The organism is Butyricimonas hominis, assembly GCF_014287455.1.
Taxonomy (GTDB): Bacteria; Bacteroidota; Bacteroidia; order Bacteroidales; family Marinifilaceae; genus Butyricimonas; species Butyricimonas muris.
In genome coordinates, this window is the sequence record NZ_JACOOH010000003.1 from 184,873 (window position 1) to 204,926 (window position 20,054).

14 protein-coding genes are annotated in these 20,054 nt (G+C 45.4%); 6 read left to right on the forward strand and 8 right to left on the reverse strand.

Annotation, left to right across the window (positions count from 1 at the left end; genetic code table 11):
• Position 1: 1 nt before the first annotated feature.
• The 5 genes from uvrA to H8S64_RS07680 all read right to left on the reverse strand — a co-directional run bounded on the left by uvrA (position 2) and on the right by H8S64_RS07680 (position 5,465).
• A complete protein-coding gene (uvrA, locus tag H8S64_RS07660; protein WP_099292650.1) occupies positions 2 to 2,836 on the reverse strand; it encodes an excinuclease ABC subunit UvrA in 2,835 nt (944 codons plus the stop codon).
• Between the two features lie 673 nt (positions 2,837 to 3,509).
• Positions 3,510 to 3,662 (reverse strand): DUF4295 domain-containing protein, encoded by a 153-nt coding sequence (locus H8S64_RS07665; RefSeq protein WP_099292651.1) that lies wholly within the window; start codon positions 3,660 to 3,662, stop codon positions 3,510 to 3,512.
• Between the two features lie 7 nt (positions 3,663 to 3,669).
• On the reverse strand, positions 3,670 to 3,858 hold the full coding sequence (rpmG, locus tag H8S64_RS07670; protein ID WP_018336620.1) for a 50S ribosomal protein L33: 189 nt from the start codon (positions 3,856 to 3,858) through the stop codon (positions 3,670 to 3,672).
• Between the two features lie 11 nt (positions 3,859 to 3,869).
• The gene (gene rpmB, locus H8S64_RS07675) at positions 3,870 to 4,112 is read right to left on the reverse strand and encodes a 50S ribosomal protein L28 (protein ID WP_099292652.1); all 243 of its coding nucleotides are present in this window, start codon (positions 4,110 to 4,112) and stop codon (positions 3,870 to 3,872) included.
• Between the two features lie 99 nt (positions 4,113 to 4,211).
• Positions 4,212 to 5,465 (reverse strand): FMN-binding protein, encoded by a 1,254-nt coding sequence (locus H8S64_RS07680; protein WP_186975618.1) that lies wholly within the window; start codon positions 5,463 to 5,465, stop codon positions 4,212 to 4,214.
• Between the two features lie 328 nt (positions 5,466 to 5,793).
• Here H8S64_RS07680 and H8S64_RS07685 point away from each other — a divergent pair, with 328 nt between their 5' ends.
• Positions 5,794 to 7,902, forward strand: a complete 2,109-nt coding sequence (locus tag H8S64_RS07685; protein WP_186975619.1) for a M3 family metallopeptidase — start codon at positions 5,794 to 5,796, stop codon at positions 7,900 to 7,902.
• A gap of 358 nt (positions 7,903 to 8,260) precedes the next feature.
• On the opposite strand, the gene H8S64_RS07690 is transcribed toward H8S64_RS07685, so the two are convergent.
• The gene (locus H8S64_RS07690; RefSeq protein WP_186975620.1) at positions 8,261 to 9,538 is read right to left on the reverse strand and encodes a DUF2851 family protein; all 1,278 of its coding nucleotides are present in this window, start codon (positions 9,536 to 9,538) and stop codon (positions 8,261 to 8,263) included.
• 209 nt (positions 9,539 to 9,747) lie between these two features.
• On the opposite strand from H8S64_RS07690, the gene H8S64_RS07695 reads away from it, so the two are divergent.
• From H8S64_RS07695 to H8S64_RS07715, 5 genes are all read left to right on the forward strand, one after another.
• The gene (locus tag H8S64_RS07695) at positions 9,748 to 10,635 is read left to right on the forward strand and encodes a coiled-coil domain-containing protein (RefSeq protein WP_099292656.1); all 888 of its coding nucleotides are present in this window, start codon (positions 9,748 to 9,750) and stop codon (positions 10,633 to 10,635) included.
• Positions 10,636 to 10,651: 16 nt separating this feature from the next.
• Positions 10,652 to 12,322 (forward strand): formate--tetrahydrofolate ligase, encoded by a 1,671-nt coding sequence (locus H8S64_RS07700; RefSeq protein ID WP_099292657.1) that lies wholly within the window; start codon positions 10,652 to 10,654, stop codon positions 12,320 to 12,322.
• Positions 12,323 to 12,381: 59 nt separating this feature from the next.
• Positions 12,382 to 13,038: a carbohydrate-binding family 9-like protein gene (locus H8S64_RS07705; protein WP_099292658.1), complete on the forward strand. Its 657-nt coding sequence runs from the start codon at positions 12,382 to 12,384 to the stop codon at positions 13,036 to 13,038.
• Between the two features lie 6 nt (positions 13,039 to 13,044).
• Positions 13,045 to 14,235, forward strand: coding sequence for a metallophosphoesterase (locus tag H8S64_RS07710; protein ID WP_186975621.1), 1,191 nt, complete (start codon positions 13,045 to 13,047; stop codon positions 14,233 to 14,235).
• A gap of 67 nt (positions 14,236 to 14,302) precedes the next feature.
• Positions 14,303 to 17,530: a carbohydrate-binding protein gene (locus tag H8S64_RS07715; protein WP_186975622.1), complete on the forward strand. Its 3,228-nt coding sequence runs from the start codon at positions 14,303 to 14,305 to the stop codon at positions 17,528 to 17,530.
• A 78-nt stretch (positions 17,531 to 17,608) separates the two neighbouring features.
• Here the strand turns inward: H8S64_RS07715 and H8S64_RS07720 are convergent, their stop codons facing one another.
• Both H8S64_RS07720 and H8S64_RS07725 read right to left on the reverse strand, forming a co-directional pair.
• Positions 17,609 to 17,995 carry a fibronectin type III domain-containing protein gene (locus tag H8S64_RS07720; protein ID WP_186975623.1) on the reverse strand — a complete coding sequence of 129 codons (387 nt, stop codon included), beginning with the start codon at positions 17,993 to 17,995 and terminating at the stop codon, positions 17,609 to 17,611.
• Positions 17,996 to 18,177: 182 nt separating this feature from the next.
• Positions 18,178 to 19,980, reverse strand: coding sequence for an LTA synthase family protein (locus tag H8S64_RS07725; protein WP_186975624.1), 1,803 nt, complete (start codon positions 19,978 to 19,980; stop codon positions 18,178 to 18,180).
• Between the last annotated feature and the right edge of the window lie 74 nt (positions 19,981 to 20,054).

The following is a 20,054-nucleotide window of genomic DNA, read 5'->3' on the forward strand; positions in this document are numbered from 1 at the left end:
ATCACGAACCGAATTCTTCCCGCAAGAAAGGAGCGGTTTCCGATTTTTTATTCTTGGCAACTTCCTCCGGAGTTCCGGTACACACGATTGTACCACCCGCTTTACCTCCACCGGGACCCATATCGATAATATAATCCGCTACTTTTATCACGTCGAGATTATGCTCTATCACGATAACGGTATTCCCTTTATCCACCAACTTTTGCAGTACCCCTAAAAGGATATTGATATCCTCGAAGTGTAATCCGGTCGTGGGTTCATCCAGTATATACAAGGTTCTTCCCGTATCCTTCTTGGATAATTCCGTGGCCAGTTTTATACGTTGCGACTCTCCCCCGCTCAACGTCGTGCAAGGCTGTCCGATCTTGATATATCCCAAACCTACATCCTGCAACATTTTCAACTTCAATTGCAAATGAGGCAGATTCTCGAAAAATTCGACAGCCTGATTGATCGTTAAATTCAGCACGTCACCTATCGACTTTCCCTTGTAACGGACTTCCAAAGTTTCTTTATTGTAACGTTTACCGTCACAGGCTTCACAATGCACGTACACGTCCGGCAGGAAGTTCATTTCGATCGTTTTCACCCCCGCCCCTTTACATTCTTCACATCGTCCGCCACTCACGTTAAACGAGAAACGCCCTGCCGTGTATCCCCGAATCTGTGATTCCGGCAACTTCTCGAATATCTTACGAATATCAGTAAAAAGTCCCGTGTAAGTGGCAGGATTCGAACGGGGACTCTTCCCCAACGGACTTTGGTCTACCACGACCACTTTATCTATATTGGTTATCCCCTCGATCGACTCGTAAGGTAACGGCGTCGTCAACGAATTATAAAAATGAGCACTCAATATCGGATGCAACGTACCGTTCACCAAAGAAGATTTACCGCTACCGCTCACACCCGTGATACAGATAAACTTACCTAACGGGAAATCGGCACTCACGTTTTTCAAGTTATTCCCGGTACAACCTTTCAAGGTAATCTTCTTCCCGTTCCCCTCGCGCCGAACCGCTGGCACGGCAATCACCTTCTCCCCGTTCAAGTATTGCGCCGTCAGGCTATCGCTTTTCAGCACATCGGAATAAGTTCCGATAGCCGTAATCTCTCCCCCTTTCCGTCCTGCCTTGGGACCTAAATCCACGATATAATCGGCATTCTCCATCATCTCCTTGTCATGTTCCACGACAATCACGGAATTACCGTTATCTCTCAATTCCTGCAAGGAATGAATCAATTTCCGGTTATCCTTCTGGTGTAACCCGATACTCGGCTCATCCAGAATATAAAGCACGTTCACCAACTGCGAACCGATTTGCGTTGCCAGACGGATACGTTGGGATTCTCCCCCCGAAAGCGTCATCGACTGCCGATTCAGAGAAAGGTATTCCAATCCCACGTCCAACATGAATTTCAAGCGGGTACGAATCTCTTTCAAAATCTCCCCGGCGATCTGTTTCTGTTTCTCTTCCAAATGTACCTCCACGTCACAAATCCACTCGTACAAGTCGGATAATTCCATATTTGCCAATTCGGCAATGTTCTTCCCGTTTATCCGAAAATGCAAAGCCTCCTGATTCAACCGTTGCCCGTTACAAACATCGCAAGTCGCCACGGAGATAAACTGTTCCGCCCATTTGTTGGCTTTCTTGGAAGTGGAATTCTCTTCCTGCATGGTCACGTACTTCAAAATTCCCTCGTAAGTCGTCAGGAAATTGGATGATACCCCGATCTCGGCATTCTCTAACCGGAACTGTCCCGGATAACCGTACAAAATATCTGTCAGAGCCTCCTCCGGTAAATCCCGAATCGGTTGCTTGATATCCGCACCATGCTTCCGTAATATCGTCTCAATCTGGTAAAATATAAGAGATCCTTTATATTTCCCCAAGGGCAGGATACCCCCGGCATAAATAGAAAGCGAATCATCCGGTATGATTTTATCCATCGCCACTTGATTGACGTATCCCAATCCCTTACACTTTTTACACGCCCCGTGAGGAGAGTTAAAAGAAAAAGTATGGGGCGCCGGATCTTTATAAGAGATACCCGTGTCCGGGCACATCAAATGGCGGCTGTAATATTTTATCTCGTCGCTCTCGTAATCTTTTACCGTCATCACCCCTTTACCGTGCTTCATCGCTGTCGCCACGGAGTTTTTCAAGCGCTTCTGGTCAACTTGCTCCATCACGATTTTATCCACCACGATTTCAATATCGTGCATCTTGTAACGATCCACGCTCATCCCGATCGTGATTTCCCGTATCTCTCCATCCACGCGGGCTGAAATAAACCCGTTCTTCCGCATATTCTCGAACAACTCCCGGTAATGTCCTTTACGTCCCTTCACCACGGGAGCCAATATAAGAATACGCTTCCCCTCGAAATCTTTCTGTAATAACTCCTGTATCTGCTCGTCGGTATATTTCACCATCTTGCTTCCCGTGGCATAAGAATAAGCCACTCCCGCGCGGGCATACAGCAAACGCAAGAAGTCGTAAATTTCAGTGGTTGTACCCACGGTAGAACGGGGATTCTTGTTCGTCGTCTTCTGTTCGATAGAGATCACCGGGCTTAATCCCGTGATCTTATCCACGTCAGGACGCTCCATTCCACCCAAAAAACGACGGGCATAAGCGGAAAAGGTTTCCAGATACCTACGTTGTCCCTCGGCATAAATCGTGTCGAATGCCAACGACGATTTACCACTACCGCTTAACCCGGTAATTACCGTCAACTTATCGCGAGGTATCGTTAAATCTATATTTTTCAAATTGTGCTCTCTGGCACCATATATGGCTATATTGCTATCTTCTTCTCTGTAATCCATGAATTTTCCTTGGCCTTAAAAACTGACTTACAAAGATACTAAAAATTGACATTGGAAATACCGAAAACTGGAAATGAAAAGGTTAAAAATTATATGAATCCAAAAGGGTTATATACACACTAAATCATAAATCTAAAATCATAAATAAAAAAGGAGGGATTCCCTGTAAGTCTTAAATGGAATATATTGGGACTGACGAAAAGATGTTGTATGTGTGTGTGTGTGTGCGTGCGTCTGTGTGTGTGGTGTGTGTGCGTGGTGTCCCGTAGAACATATTCCAGTACCATTAAGAACTCTCTCAGAAAATCAGCTTAAACCATAGTCAAAGCTATCCCCTCTCTTTTATGCTAGATGATTCAATCTAATAACAGCTAAAAATAAATCATAAGTTCATCATCTAATATACTCTCTTTAACGTCGCCGAAAAAGAAAGGTTTCATTATTTCCCGAAAAAAAATCGAGGAAATTTATTTTTTCAATCTTTCAAACTAACTCTTTCAATTTTAGCAATCATTTCTTGTGTCTTGCTCGCTAATATGTGTTCTTTTACGGGGAGATTTCAAATAGGTTACTCTTTTACCGAATTTTTTTTCCAACGGGAACAAATATTTTATCTATATACAGAAAAAGGAGCATCTCACGACGCTCCTTTCATATATGAAGATTTAAAATCTTACTTTTTCAAGGCATCTTTTACCTGTTCGTTGGGAACCATTTGTTCCTTAAAAGTATAGGCACCGGTTTTCGGAGATTTTACCATTTTGATCACTTTCGCGAATCCCCTACCATCTGCTGTTTTTAATGTTGCAACAACTTTCTTTGCCATAGCTTAATTATTTAATTTCTCTGTGTAAAGTTACTCTTCTCAGAATCGGGTTGTATTTACGCAACTCCATTCTCTCGGGTGTGTTCTTTCTGTTTTTGGTAGTGATATAACGAGAAGTTCCCGGCATACCGGATTCTTTATGCTCCGTGCACTCCAAAATCACCTGTACTCTATTTCCTTTGCTCTTCTTTGCCATCTCTTCTTACTTTATACGTTCTTAACTAAACCATTGGCAGTAGCTTCTCTCAAGCAAGCATTGATACCTTTCTTGTTGATAAGGCGCAATCCGGCAGCTGATACATTCAAACGTACCCATCTTTCTTCTTCCGGCCAATAAAAATTTCTCTTAAACAAGTTGATCTCGAATGTTCTCTTTACTCTTCTCTTAGAGTGAGAAACATGGTTACCAACCATCGCTTTCTTTCCAGTTATTTGACAAATTCTTGACATCTCTCTCAATATTTTATAAACGCTTTCCAAACAGGATGCAAATTACGCACTTTTAATTCAAACAATCAAGTGTTTTGATAAAAAAGTTTCAATATTTTTTTACTGTAAGATAAAATACAATACTCCCAAGAAAATCACCAACGCCAAGCATTCCCGAAACACCTTCTTCCATCTCTCCGGGTTTACCTTTGTATCGCCCTTTCTCAAAATATCCAACAACTCTCCCGTGAGACAAAAATAATTACACCACGGGCGAGAAAAAAATATTGACAAGATTAAAAATACCACGGCAAGCGCGATCACCCAACTCGATGCCGCCGTCAACAGAAACGCAGAAAAAGGTTCCAAAGACGCCAATTCCAGCGGGATTCCCCACAATAACAAAGCGATGATCACCATAAAATAGGTAACCCGGGTATATTTGAAAATATTTTTCCAAATACCCTTCGGGACGATTTTTTTCTTGCGGATTTTCCCCATCACTTCTTGAGCCGCCCCGAACGGACAGAGATAAGCACAATAATACGCCTTGTTCAGAAACAAAGGACATACTATCGCCAACACGGCGATCACGGGCAATAAAACACGCGCCCCCCAAGGAATCCCGTTCAACAACCAGTTGAACAACAACTCGAACGAAACGAAATACCCGCTCCAAAAACCAAGAATCAGAATGGAAGCCACCTGTAACGGCAATCGCCACTTCTTCATCCGGCTTCCCCAGAACATACTGGCCAGAGCCAACAGCACTACCAATCCCCCCAAAGCATGACGAACCAGTTTCAACCAATCCGTATGCCGTCCGCCCCCGTCACGCTCGAAATAAAAATTCAACGCTTTCTTCACGCTTCCCCGAACGGCATCCGTGGTCATCGTGGCACCGCTAACGGCTTCCACGTTCATCTCTGCCGCTTCCTCCAATGTCTTACCGTCCCATGACGAGAAGAAATTTTTCCTCGTTATCTGACGGATAAAACCGGGTGACTCACTATGATTTAATAAAGTAAGTCCTAAAATCACGTCTTCCCCGGACACGGCCAGAAATAAAGGTACATTCCCGGAATAACCGATCAGATCGTCGGCTATCGGCGTCGTCACGATCAATTTACCTATCACGTCCCCGTTATTCTTCACGTCATAACGCACCTCACTGACTTTCTCGATACCCGTGCAAGCGGGAAAATATTTCTTCACTTCATCCAAGGGAACAACCTCTGTTTCCGTCTTCACATCTTCTCCCTTGTTCTCCTCCGCGCTCTTGAAATTCAACGAAATCAAATAAACAATCACGCACAATAATATAACCTTAGGCAACTTCGTGACAAATGTTGCTACATTCTCTTTTACACTCATAACATCAAAATCTTATTAAGCACACAAAAATAGCGAGAAAATCATTTACTTGTATATTTTGTCACGCATAAATGCGTCACGTTACAAGTTACAGGTTTGCAGGTTACAAGTTAATAAAAGGTATTCCATAATACTTGTAACCTATAACCCGCAAATGATAATTTGCAAACTTTTATTATATTTGTCGCACGCAAACGCGTGACGTTACAATTTGTAAGTAGCAAGTCAATTCAAGTCACACAATAACTTGTAACCTGCCAACCTGCAACCTGTAACTTGCAAATGACAATTTGCAAACCTTAATCAATAACCAATTAAAATTTTACGAATGAAGAAAATCACTTACTTAGTTTGTTGCGTGGGATTGGCTATGCAATCCTGCCAATCAGGGCAAGTGAAGAATGAAAATCCATTTTTCAACGCGTACGAAACCCCTCACGAGGTTCCGCCCTTCCATTTAATTAAAAACAAACACTACATTCCGGCTTACGAGGAAGGGATGAAACAGCAACAAGCTGAAATCAACGCGATTATCAACAACCCGGAACCACCTACTTTCAAAAACACGATCGACGCCCTCGAGGCATCCGGGGAAATGCTCAACAAAGTCGCTTCCGTCTTCGGGAACCTGCAAGGTGCCAACACGAATGATTCGATCAAAGCCATCGCCAAGGAAATCACCCCGAAGCTAACCGCCCACAGGGATGCCATTAACTTAAATGACAAGCTATTCGCGCGCATCAAGACCGTGTACGAGAACCGGAACAAAGAAAATCTCACCCCGGAACAGTTGACCGTATTGGATAAATACTACAAAGACTTCGTGCGAGGTGGTGCAAACCTCTCCCCCGAAGACAAAGAGACATACAAACGCTTGAACAGCGAGTTATCCGTGTTAAGCTTGCAGTTCGGCGAAAATCTTCTGAACGAAACCAACGCCTTCAAACTGGTTATCGACAACGAGAAAGACCTATCCGGTCTTCCCGCCAACGTGATAGCCACGGCAGCGGCAACAGCGAAAAACGCCGGACTGGAAGGCAAATGGGTTTTCACGCTCCACAACCCGAGCATGATCCCGTTCTTGCAATATGCCGACAACCGTGATTTGAGAGAAAAAATCTACAAGGCATACATTAATCGTTGTAACAACGACAACGAATACGATAACAAGGAAATCATCGCCAAGATGACCTCTTTGCGAGTACAAAAAGCGCAATTGCTGGGTTACGACACCCACGCCGCCTTTATCCTTGACAATAACATGGCACAAAACCCGGAGAACGTTTACAACTTGTGCAACCAAATCTGGGAAGCGGCTCTACCGATTGCCAAAAAAGAGGCAACCGAACTTCAACGTATGATTCGTAAGGAAGGTAAGAACTTCAAATTACAACCTTGGGACTGGCGTTATTACGCGGAGAAAGTGAAAAAGAGCAAGTACGGGCTGGATGAAAACGAACTCCGCCAATACTTCCCGCTGGAAAGCGTGAGAGAAGGAGCCTTCTACACCGCCAACAAGCTATTCGGCATCACCTTCACGCAACGAGCGGATATTCCCGTCCCCCACCCCGACGCACTGGCGTTCGAGGTAAAAGAAGCCAACGGCGATCATATCGGTATCCTATACATGGACTTCCACCCGAGAGAAAGCAAACGTTCGGGAGCTTGGATGAACTCCTACCGGAAACAGTCTGCGCTGGGTAAAAAAGTATCCCCCGTCATCACAAACGTGTGCAACTTCACCAAACCTGCCGGGGAAGACGTACCCGCCCTACTCAGTTTCGACGAGGCACAAACCCTCTTCCACGAGTTCGGGCACGCGCTTCACGGGTTGTTATCTCAATGTACATATAATAAGGTATCCGGAACATCCGTTCCCCGCGATTTCGTGGAACTCCCCTCGCAAATCATGGAAAACTGGGCTTCCGATCCCGAAGTGATGAAAATATACGCCCGCCATTATCAAACCGGTGAGGCAATCCCGCAATCCTTGATTGACAAACTGGAAGCGAGCGGACATTTCAACCAAGGTTTCGTCACCACCGAGTTTATGGCTGCCGCCCTGTTGGATATGGCTTACCATACACGTACCACGACAGACCTCGTGAACCCGAATGAATTCGAGAAAACCACGCTGGATAAGATCGGGCTGATTCCCGAAATCACGGTACGTTACCGCAGTCCCTACTTCCAGCACATATTCGCGGGCGGGTACTCCTCCGGCTACTACGCCTACACGTGGGCAGAAGTACTGGACGCCGACGCTTTCGAGGCTTTCAAGGAAACCGGAAACATTTTCAATCCCGAAAAAGCAAAATCATTCCGGGAAAATATTCTGGCAAAAGGCGGATCGGAAGACGCCATGACACTATACAAACGCTTCCGGGGACAAGAACCGTCCATCGAGCCTCTATTGAAAAGAAAAGGGTTGAAATAACACCTTCATATATATAAACTGTACAAAGGGAATGACCTCACGACAAATCGGTCATTCCCTTTTCCATACCTTGAAAAACCCGGGGACAGGCAACCCCACAATTATACATTTCCTACAATCAACCCCTCGCGTAACCTGCAAACTGACATCCCCTTGCTCTTCTGTTTCGCGGGAAACATCACCACCCGTGAATGTTAAAAAAGCGTATTGTTTACTAAAACGTGGGCGAAGCGCAGGCGAAGTGTGGGCAAAGTGTAGGCGATGCCGCCTAAAAGCCACCTAACAGTCACCTTAAACCCACCCCTAAATATAGACTTCCCCTAGTTCAAGGGCAGGCTAGCCATTGTATCCCGGCTGATTATTTCACGACACTTCGAAACACCTCTCCACCAATCTTGCAATGCAAACACCGGTGAGCGTCACAATATTCCCGCTTGATTTGAAGCAACGCTTGCGATTGTAAAGCGGACTTCAACCCGATACCCTGTTTCGTCCACGCCTCAGTCACGTGATTGCGTTCCGCTTCCAACTCTTCCAACCATTGAATAGCCTTGTCGCAATATCGCTCTTCTTTTCTCTCCCTGCCATAAATAAAAAGGAAAGGGATAATCGCATTGATCACGATAACGGTCTTCATGCTATTCCCCAATCGTTTTACTTGCCTCGCGGCGGGTACACCCGGTTTATAATGCGAGTCCCAATAGTCGGAAGCCTGCACGTCCAGCAATTTATACACCTCCGGCAAATGCTCCGCTTCCAGCACGGCGGAAAGCAAAAAATTGAAGCGCATCATTAAAGACGCCAGAAGAGCCAACCGTACCGTCGGGAAAGAAGTCGGACGAATCCGCATATACTTCCATCGTGCCCGTTCCATTGCAGTCAGATGAAACTTAGCTGCTTGATACTCGTATTCCTCCCGCAAAGCTATCGTGTAATCGTCCTCTTGTTCCAATCCCGTCAATAACCCGGAATACCCCAGTAACAAGGCTTCTACCCGAAACAAATTATCACTGCAACGGATTACCTTCTTGTAGGATAAATCCCGTGCCAACTGGGCAAACGCCTCCGCGTTCACGTTACCTGACCAGTAACGAACCAACATCCGGTAAAAACAATCTTCCCAATCATTCCGTGTTTCATCCAGTATTATTTTAATATCCCCGCATTTCCGTTCCAGCCGCTCGATCGCGTATCCCGTGAAAAGCATATCCATACGCGCCGGATCAACACGACGCAAATTCCGGTAACAACGAGGTTCCACGGGAACACCCTGCATAAAGATGTACTCATCCCATAACCGCACGTCATACCGAAGGGTAATCGCGTCTATTTCCCTGCCTTTAGAATCACGCACTTCCATGTCGGCATCCGCCACGACGGAAAGAATCACGTTATCGTACGCCGTGTCTTTCTCGTGCCCGTGCCGAAACCAGTCACTCGCTTTTTGATGAATTTCCACGTTTCCCGCTTGCACGACATCGCCAATCCGCACCTTCGCGTTGAAAAAGTCTGGTCCTGCATCCCGGTTTTGTAAACCGACATTCAAAATCTCCACCTCTTTTCCTTTCGTTGAAAGGCATCTCGTGCTCGTGAAAAGAGAATTCGCCCACACGTATTGCAAAAATTCTTCCGTCATAGTAACTCCCTGTTTAAAATTATAGCTTTGTCAAGGGTTCAAAATATAATATTCAAAACGCCGATTACAATATTAGAAAAATTTAATCAAAAAAACAAGTGCTAAATTTTTATAAAATCTAATCCTTTCTCCGTTCTATAACGTTTTATATCTATATTTGTTGAAATGAATAACCAAGCTTTTGTTATAACATAAAACCGAATATAAATATGGAAGAAAAACAACTCATTAAAAGCAAGAAAGATAAGACGTTACTCATCGTCATCGGCGTTCTGTCCGCTATACTGATCGTCCTTTTTGTCTTTTTCATGATCGAGAAAAAAGAAAACCGGGAAAATATGGTTGCCATCACGGCCGAAAAGGAAGAACTTCAACAAGAATTGACGGATTTGAGTCATCACTACGACAATTTAAAAACAGATAACGATACACTGAACAACAAATTGGCACACGAGCAGGAGAAAATAGCCTCGCTCATGGAGAAAATGAAAGAATTCCGTAATAATTCTTACGCCGAGATCAACCGGTACAAGAAAGAAATCGGGACATTGAAAACAGTTCTGAGAAGTTACGTGGTGCAAATCGACTCGCTGAACCAACTGAACCGGAAATTGGTAGCGGAAAACACCGAGGTGAAAAAACAAATGGACTGGGTTCGGGACAGGAATAAAACACTGGAACAGAAAACCGAACAATTGGCGGAAACCCTCGAAAAAGCAAGTACGCTATCCGTTGAAAACTTCAAAGTGTACTGCGTCAATAAAAACGACAAAGAAACCAACTTGAGAAGATGTTTCCAACTGAAAGCAGACTTCTCGCTTGCCCGAAATATCACGGCCAAACGAGGTCCCCGGATGATATACCTGCGGATTACCCGCCCGGACGGACAAGTATTGGCAGCATCCAGTAAATCATTTTTCAAATACCAAAACGCCACGCTGACCTATTCCGCCAGACGCGAAATAGAGTACGAGGGCGAAAAACTGGAAATCGCCATATTCTGGCCGAATGACGGCAGTCTGGAAAAAGGAGAATACATTGCCGATTTGTTCTCGGACAACCAACAGATCGGGACAACAAAATTCATATTAAAATAACATTAACTACACGCGTATGAAAACAGATATTGAAATTGCCAATTCCATACAGATAAAGCCGATCTACGAGATCGCAGATAAGTTAGGAATCGATAGGGATCTACTGGAACCCTACGGAAGATATAAAGCGAAACTACCGTTAAGCCTGATCGATAAATCAAAAATCGACGGGAAAAAACTGGTACTGGTTTCCGCCATCTCCCCCACCCCCGCGGGTGAAGGAAAAACGACCATCTCCATCGGTCTGACGGAAGGATTGAACCGCATCGGCAAACAAGCCACCGTGGTGTTGCGCGAGCCCTCGCTAGGTCCGGTATTCGGTATCAAGGGAGGTGCCACCGGGGGCGGATATTCACAAGTCGTTCCCATGGAAGACATCAACCTGCACTTCACGGGTGATTTCGGGGCTATCGAGAAAGCCCACAACTTACTGTCCGCTTTAATTGATAATAACATACAGAGCAAAACCCACTCGTTGAACATCGACCCGCGCACGGTGACATGGAAACGGGTAATGGATATGAACGACCGTTCGCTACGCCACATCATCGTGGGATTGGGCGGTACATCTGCCGGTATTCCCCGTGAAACCGGATTCGACATCACTGCCGCTTCCGAGGTAATGGCTATCCTCTGCTTGTCGGACGACTTTGAAGACTTGAAGAACAGACTCGGGAACATCTTCATCGGTTACACGTTTGACAAGAAACCGATTTACGCCCGTGATTTAAACGCGCACGGGGCTATGGCAGCCTTGTTGAAAGATGCCATCAAACCCAATCTCGTGCAGACTCTGGAAGGCAACCCCGCCATTATACACGGTGGTCCTTTTGCCAATATCGCGCAAGGAACGAACTCTATCATCGCCACCCGCATGGGCTTGACTCTTTCCGATTACGTGGTCACGGAAGCCGGATTCGGTTTTGACTTGGGCGCGGAGAAATTCTTCGACATCAAATGCGTGAAAGCAGGATTGAAACCCAGTGCCGTGGTCATGGTGGCTACCGTGAGAGCTTTGAAATATCACGGGGGAATGAAACTCGACCAATTGAAAGAACCGAACCTCGAAGCCTTGAAGAAAGGTATCGGCAACTTGGAAAAACAAGTCGAGAACATGAAGAAATTCAACATCTGCCCCGTTGTAGCGATCAATAAATTCGTGACGGACACAGACGAAGAGATTGCGTTCCTTGCCGAAACGTGTAAAGCACTGGACGTACCCATGGAAGTCGCCGAAGTCTGGGCAAAAGGCGGTGAAGGAGCCGAAAACCTTGCCCGACTGGTATCCAAGGTGGCAGAGCAATGCACTTGCAGCATGAAACCTCTCTACGACTGGAACTGGAGCGTGGAGAAAAAGATTGAAACCATTGCCAAAGAACTATACGGTGCCGCCGCGATAGACTATTCGGCAGAGGCCAAAGCCGACCTGAAGAAAGTAATGGATCTCGGGTTGGACAAACTTCCGGTGTGTATCGCCAAAACACAAAAATCACTCTCGGACAACCCGAAATTACTGGGACGCCCGAAAGATTTCGTGGTTACCGTACGCCAGATCGAGATAGCATCCGGAGCAGGATTTATCATACCGATCACGGGTAGTATCATGCGAATGCCCGGTTTACCGGATATTCCCGCCGCGGAAAAAATAGATATTGACAACAACGGTAAAATTACCGGCCTGTTCTAAAACATTATACCGACGTGTCAGGTGAAAATTGCCTGACACGTCTTATTTTCTCTCATATCATGGATATCATTGAAATAAAAAAGTTTCCGGAAGTAGCGAGTAGTGAAACATTACAGGCTCTAAGCTATCACCTAGACCGAGAATGTAACCGAATAAACTTGAAGGAAATCAATTGGCCGGATGTATATCCATACAAGCCGGAAGTTTATTTCCGGATTGCCTACAATGAACACCATCTTTTCTTGAAATTCGACGTGCAGGAATATGAATTTCGTGCCACGGCGCTCACGCCTTGCTCTCCCGTGTGGGAAGACTCATGCGTCGAATTTTTCATACAACCGGAAAAATGCACGGGATATTACAACATCGAGCTCAACGCTATCGGCACGGTACTGGGAGCCTTCGGCACCAGCCGGGAGAAACGAAGACCCATACCCCGCAGACTGGATAGCGATATTCTCCGTGACTCCACGATAAAGTTCAACAACGAGAACCCGGACGAAGCCTACTATCAATGGTCGCTCATGGTGAAAATACCATACACCGTTTTTTTCAGACATAAATTCCAACCCAAACCGGGTACTACCATCCGAGGTAATATCCACAAATGCGGTAACAAATTGCCACACCCGCATTTCGTGACATGGCACCCCGTGAAAACACCCAAACCGGACTTTCACCAACCGGAACATTTCGGTACACTCATTTTTAAATAAACTGACATGAAAACAGGACTGTTCATACTCGTTGCCGGACTTCTCTGCGTGTTACTGAATGACTCGCTACTCTATTTGCAAATCAGACGTTACTTGAGAAAACGAATTTACACTTGTCTATTCTGGGCACACTCCTTGTTTTTCATGGCCTGTATTTTCGTGTACCATTTTTTTATTCCCACGTTGAAAGGACCGGAAGCCTATTTTTGGGTAGGCAAAGGCGTTTCCGTGATTTTACTTTTTTATACCCCGAAAACACTATATATCATTATCAACGCGTTTGCAATCCTGTTACGAAAATTAAAATGCATTCCGGCTGCCCGTATTATAAGCAGAACAGCTTTAGGCATCGCCCTATTCTCCTTTTTAGTCATTTTTTACGGTATCACGTGGGGACGCTGCAACTACAAAATAGAACGCCAGCAAGTATGCATTAAAGAACTTCCCGACAATTTCAACGGGTATCGTATCGTGCAACTAACCGACCTGCACTTGGGAAGTTACGGGGAGCATTATCCCGGTATTAAAAAACTCGTGGAAGAAGTCAACGCGCTGAACCCCGACCTTATCGTGTTTACCGGGGATATGGTCAATAGCTTTGCCTCGGAAATGAACCCGTGGATTGACCAATTGAAAGAACTGAAAGCTAAATACGGCGTCTACTCCTCCACGGGTAATCACGACTACGGTACATACGTGAGATGGGCTACCCGGGAAGAACAGGCGGATAACCTGAAACAATTCTTCAAGAACATGGAAGCGGCAGGCTTCCACATGCTAAACAACACCAATGTTCCCCTCGTTATCGGTACCGATACGATTTATCTTGCCGGAGTCGAGAATTGCGGACGTCCACCTTTCCCCTGTTTCGGGAACCTTCCACAAGCCCTGCAAGGCACGGAAGGACACACGGTGATACTCCTCTCCCACGACCCGTCACACTGGCGGGACGAGGTAATCCGCTATCCCGTGGCTCTCATGCTGGCAGGCCATACCCATGCCATGCAAATCGGGATACAAATCGGCAGCTTCCGGTGGAGTCCTTCAAAATACATCTACCCCGAATACAACGGATTGTACGAAACGAATGGACACCAATTATACGTTTCCCGCGGCGAAGGTTACCTCGGCTTTGCCGGACGCATCGGTCAACGACCGGAAATCACGCTGATAGAATTAACGAACAATTGTAAATAAAATAAGTTTTATGAGATAAGAATATTCAAGTATTTATTAAAATGTGTACTAATAAAAAATGTTGTGTATGGCAGGATGGCAAATTACTACTACTTACGAGAGTAAGTTAGTAAGGAGGAACTGGTTGTTCCGTCTTTTTATCCTGGGTGTATTGGGTTACACTCTGGCGTTTCTAATCCCATGGGACATTCATCAGGAGGCGTGGGCGAACATCGTGTTCGCATCCTCTATCCCGGTGAGAGGAGTCTATTTTTTGAATTTGTTCCAATCTTTAGTCGTGGTATTTCTGGCTTGCGACAGGTCGAGGGCTCGAAAGAAAGCGGATAGCCGGGAAGTGCTCTCTATTCGGTCACTAAGTAATAGCCAGATTTTCGGGGCGGAATTAGCGGGGCTGGTCATTCCTTTTTTGGTCGTGGATGTTATTTTCATGGCATTCTGGCTATTTATTAATTTGATTATTCCGGATTCGCCGGTGAACCCGTGGGTGTATCTGTCCTTCTTGTTGAGAGATGTGTTGCCGACGTTCGTGTTCGTGACGGGGATGTCGTTACTGGTGAACAGGATATTGCGACATCCTTTCGTGAGCTGGTTCGTGCTGACCGGGTTTCTTTGCATATCGTATCTTTACCTGACGAAGCCACTTCACGGGATACTGGATTTCCGGGGAAGTTTGTTACCGGAATCTTTTTCCTCGATCGTGGGATTTATGCATTCCGGCGTGTGTCTGTTGCAACGGGGGACCTTCTTGTTACTGGGGCTGGGATTACTATGTCTGGCAGTTCCTTTCACGAGGCGGTTACCCAACGTGCCGGGACGGAAAGCGTTTTATCACGCGACAGGTGGTCTGTTACTGGTATTAGCCGTGGGGATGGGATATATTTACATCGATAAGTTCCAGACCCGCCGGGAGAACCGAGAGGCGTACCGGGATACATTCTCGCGGTACGAGTCATATCCCAAGGCAAGAATCTTGACGCATGACATCACCTATATGCCCGAGGGTAAGAATTTCTCGGCGGTGAGCCGGATGGCGGTGGTGAATCGGAAAGCAAAGAACATGGAAAAGTTGCTCCTGTTCCTGAATCCCGGACTAAAAATCAGCCGACTGGAGTCGGAGGGACGGGAAATACCTTTTCAGAGGGACAAACAAGTGGTTGTCGTAGAGCGGTCGTTGACTCCCGGAGATAGCGTGGTGTTGGAAATGGAGTACGCCGGGTATATTGATGAAGATATTTATCAGGTAAATATCGATGATAATAGATATTTCGCTCCCGTACGGCAATCGGGGCAAATAGAGCGGTACGGGAAGCATTCGGCGTTCGTATCAGAGGATTACACGCTGCTTATACCGGAGGTATTATGGTACCCGGCGACTGTAGCACCGGTAGCCTTACAGCCGTCGAAAGAAACGAATTTCACGGATTACACATTGCACGTGAAGAATCCCGACGGGCAGGTGGTGTTGTCGCAAGGCATACCGGAGGAAAGACAGGACGAAGTGACGTTCCACAATTTACAGGCTCTAACCGGATTGTCACTTTGCATGGGCAATTACGTGAAGCGGTCGGTGGTGGCGGATTCCATCACGTTGGAGTTCTACACGTACCCGGGAAATGATTTTTACTTGAAGCCGTTTGACGGTTGGATGGATGAAATAGCGGGGTATCCGAACGCAGAGGAGTATTGGGAGGAATTGGTAAACAAGTGCCGTAACCTTATAGAAGGAACTATGCCTAACCCGTATCCTTTCAAGCTTCTAAAATTCGTGGAGGCACCTTCTTCTTTCCTTAATGATTATTATTTCCATAATCATATACAGCCGGAAATGGCATTTTTCGGGGAACGGTTGTTAGAGAAAGACTATAAACCAGGTCCCCCTTCCGTTGACGAACTGGAGTACACGAAAGTGCAAGAAGATATGTTATTCAATGATTTTCTTTATTTCTTGAAGAACATACATGCGGAACGACTTTTCTCGGATTTCCACTGGAGTGTTGCTTCCGACAGGTACGCAGGGATAGACATGTTGTTCGGTAAAATAGCAAACCCGACACTTGACAAGTTTATTTTATTCCCACCGATGCTAGATAGCATTGCGGCAAAGGGATTGGAAAGGATAATCCGGGGAGAGTATCCGAATGGATACAATAAGTTGATTAGCATAAAAGTTTCGCAGTTACTCGCCTACCTGACAACAATTGCCAGTTGGAATTCGGTGTGCGCTTACACACGGGAGTTCTACGAGAATGCCCGTTTCCGGGAGGTGGATTTTGACGTGTTCATGGAGGGATTCCGCGAGCGTTTCGGGCAGGACATCAAGCCATTCGTGGAGGATTGGTACACGACGCATGATGTACCGAGGTTGGCGATAAGGGATTTGACATTCCGGCAGACAGAGGATATGCAGTCGGTTGATTTCAAGGTTGGCAATATCGGTAAAGTGGATGGTTTGATTTCGGTAATCAGTAGTTATCAAGATGATTACGGGAAATGGGTTATTGACAATTGGCGGAGCTACTTGGTCAAACCGGGAGAATACAAGCGGATTATTGCCCACGAGACTAATAGGACAGATTTTTTTGTATCTACTAATTTCGCAAGGAGCGTACCAGAACGAGTTATGTTGGGCGGTCATGGTACCCCATTGTGGAAGGGGGATATTCCAGCAGAGTGTGTCGAATCCCTTGACAAAAATCAGTTTTATCCTCCCGGGGAGATTATAGTTGATAACGAGGACGAAGATTTTCATTTAATCGATTCGTCGGGAAACAGGTTTAAGCGGTTAGCAGATCGATTGACGGAAGAAGACAAGGAGGGATATAGAATTGGTCTTGATTTCAAGAAGAGCACGTGGGGAAGACCATTTCTTGACCCAGGTGGAGTTTACGGGGATGAGGTGCAGAGTGCCTTTATCAAGATTTCCGGGAACGGAAGTTGTAAGGCAGAGTGGATAGCGAATCTTCCGGAAGCGGGCAAATACGAGATTTTTATTTATCAATCTCGTATTAAAAAACTAGCTAAGGGGATGAGGTGTGAATCAAATTATCCGGGAATGAAGAATTACTATACAGTCTATACCCCGAAGGGAAGCGAAGAAATCGTGATCGAGAGGACTGGGGACGATACCAATGAGTGGATTTCATTAGGGAAATTTGAATTACCAGCAGGAGAATCCCGTGTCGTCTTAGATGATAGGGGTATTCCCCCGTTTGAGGTGACAGAGAAATGGGGTGAAGAAAAGTACTCTCAGTTGGTAGTGGCAGATGCCATGAAATGGGTGAAAGTGAGTAGGTAGGTTTAAGCGGAAGATTATAATATAAAAAGCCAACTAATTCATAGTTGGCTTTTTATATTATAATCTTGAAAAATTATTCTATTCTTTGATTAAGATAACTTCACTGGCTTCAGAATGAGGACCTTCTCCTCCTTCGTTTACAGCACTAACACGAAATTCAACTTTAGTACCTTCTTTAAGATTACGAACTGTTACTTTGCATTTATCTGTTTCAGCCCCCCGTACCCAACGTCCTCCCTTTATATCTCTATAATCAACAAGATAAGAGGTTATAGGAGACCCCCCGTCACTTGTTGGGGGAGTAAATTTAATTGTACACCAATCATTCCCAACGTCGACCATTTCGGGTTTTCCGGGTGCTCCAGGAGGATCATACGGGTTTGCTGCCCCCATAAGCATTACAGCCATTAAGCCCACACAAATAAACATGAATGGCTTAAAAAATTTTCGATTAATTTTCTTCATAACTTGACGATTCAATAGTTAGTATTTCTTTGTTACGAAGATATAAAATTTATTGCAAATTCGCAAATTTCACAATTAAAATATTTTGATACAAGAACAAAACTCAATTCACATTACTTTTATTCGCAACAATCAGCATATTAATTGCATATTTTGTCAAACTCACGAATAAACCTATATTCTCAATGCCTTTCCTTGAAGTCTTGATCGATAATTTGTAAATAAGCCTTCAGCAAGGCTTCATCTCTAGGATTAGTATTCGCCCCGATATCCTTTTTAGACTTCAAATCATAAATATAGGCTCCATTGCTTGTCACCACGGCTGCCGCATTGGTAAAGGCATAGAAAGCAAAAGGTACGGCACTCGGGTCAAGCAGATTCTTGCTGTAATGATAAGCCGAAGCATCTATTCCCAACTGTACCAACATAGTAGCTACCATATCTGTTTGCGAACCCAAGGTATTCACCACCGAATCCTGCACACTCATAGCCCCCCCGGTAAATATCATCGGTATACGATAAGTTTCCGGCGCATGAGGTTGCAGGTTTCCCACGTGCCGAGTCCCGTGGTCGGCAATCAACACAAACAACGTGTTATCCCAAATCCCGGACTTTTTACACTTTTCAAAAAATTCACCCAAACACTGGTCCGTGTAAGCAATGGCATTTTTAAACTTCGAACCGGTATCACTTCCCGGAATTTTCGTTTTCATGGGTACGACAAACGGTTCGTGACTACTCATGGTAAATGCCATATACATGAACGGAGTTTTCGCCACACGCAAATCTTCATACAACCGCTCCAGCATATAACCGTCATGTACCCCCCATTTGAAGCGGTTCTCGATAGCTTCCCCGGAAAAATCATTCTCCGTCACGCTACCTTGAAAACTCATCGTCACGTAGGAACGAAATCCCCCGAAATTCAAATCCCCCGCGTAATAAAACCGGGTACTATACCCGTTAGCCTCAAAATCCAACGGGAAACGAGGATGAAGATACGTTTTATTCGGGTACTTCAGCATGGACACCTGCGGGTGGGCGGGAAAACCACTGATAACCCCCAGTATTCCCCGGTCGGAACGATTTCCCGTGGCGTATATATTCGAGAAGAAAATGCCTTCTTTCGCCACCGCCTGCAAATTAGGCATGGCGTCCCAAGCGTTCAGTGTAAAACTTTCCAGCAAAAGCACCACCACGTTCGGTTTATCCGTTTTCAACACACTCGGGAAAGTACCCGTTTCCGTGTACACGCTGTCCACCAGCTGTCTTGCCTTATCTTCCGGCATAAAAACGAAGTCGCTTTTAATCTTGTTGACGTGTGCCACCTCGTACAAGAAATTCCATACCGGATTCACTGCCGCTTGATTGGCATACATATTTTTGTTATTAAAAAACACGAAACTCACGTTCATCGGAGCCACGTTGAAACCGCCCCTCACCGGAATAATCATCAATCCACCCAAAAGGAGATAAACGACGCTCTTCCAAGCAGCTTCCCGGACCGGCTTCAAGGAATTTGCCACCCAATGGCGATAAAGGCTATAAAATACCCCTACCATAACCGCGCAAAGCAAGACCAATGCCAATATCAACCACGTGGGAGTCGAAGCCATTGCCTCTCCCGGCGTTTTCAAATAGAATAGCGGGGTCGCGTCCATGTGATAGCCCCAGTTTTTAAACAACTCCAAATCTCCGACAACAATCAGACTGGATATAGCCAAAAGTATCAAGGTTATTACCGAATACACGCGTTTCAACCATTTGGGCGGCAGGAACACACCTATCGCCATAATCACGCAAGCCAATACCATCACGTATCCCCCGAAAGAGAGATCCATACGCAACCCTCTCGTGAACAACATCACGTAATCGTACCCGGTGAGTGTCGCCGTTTCTTTCCACTGGTAAACCAGAAAGATCACCTTTGCCGCGATCGAGAACACGACCCAAAACACGTAATACTTCAATAAAAACCTGACCATTTATGATTTTAGATTTATGATTTATGATTTTAGATTGAACTCCTCCGCCCTTCGGGCACCTCCTCTATAAACAG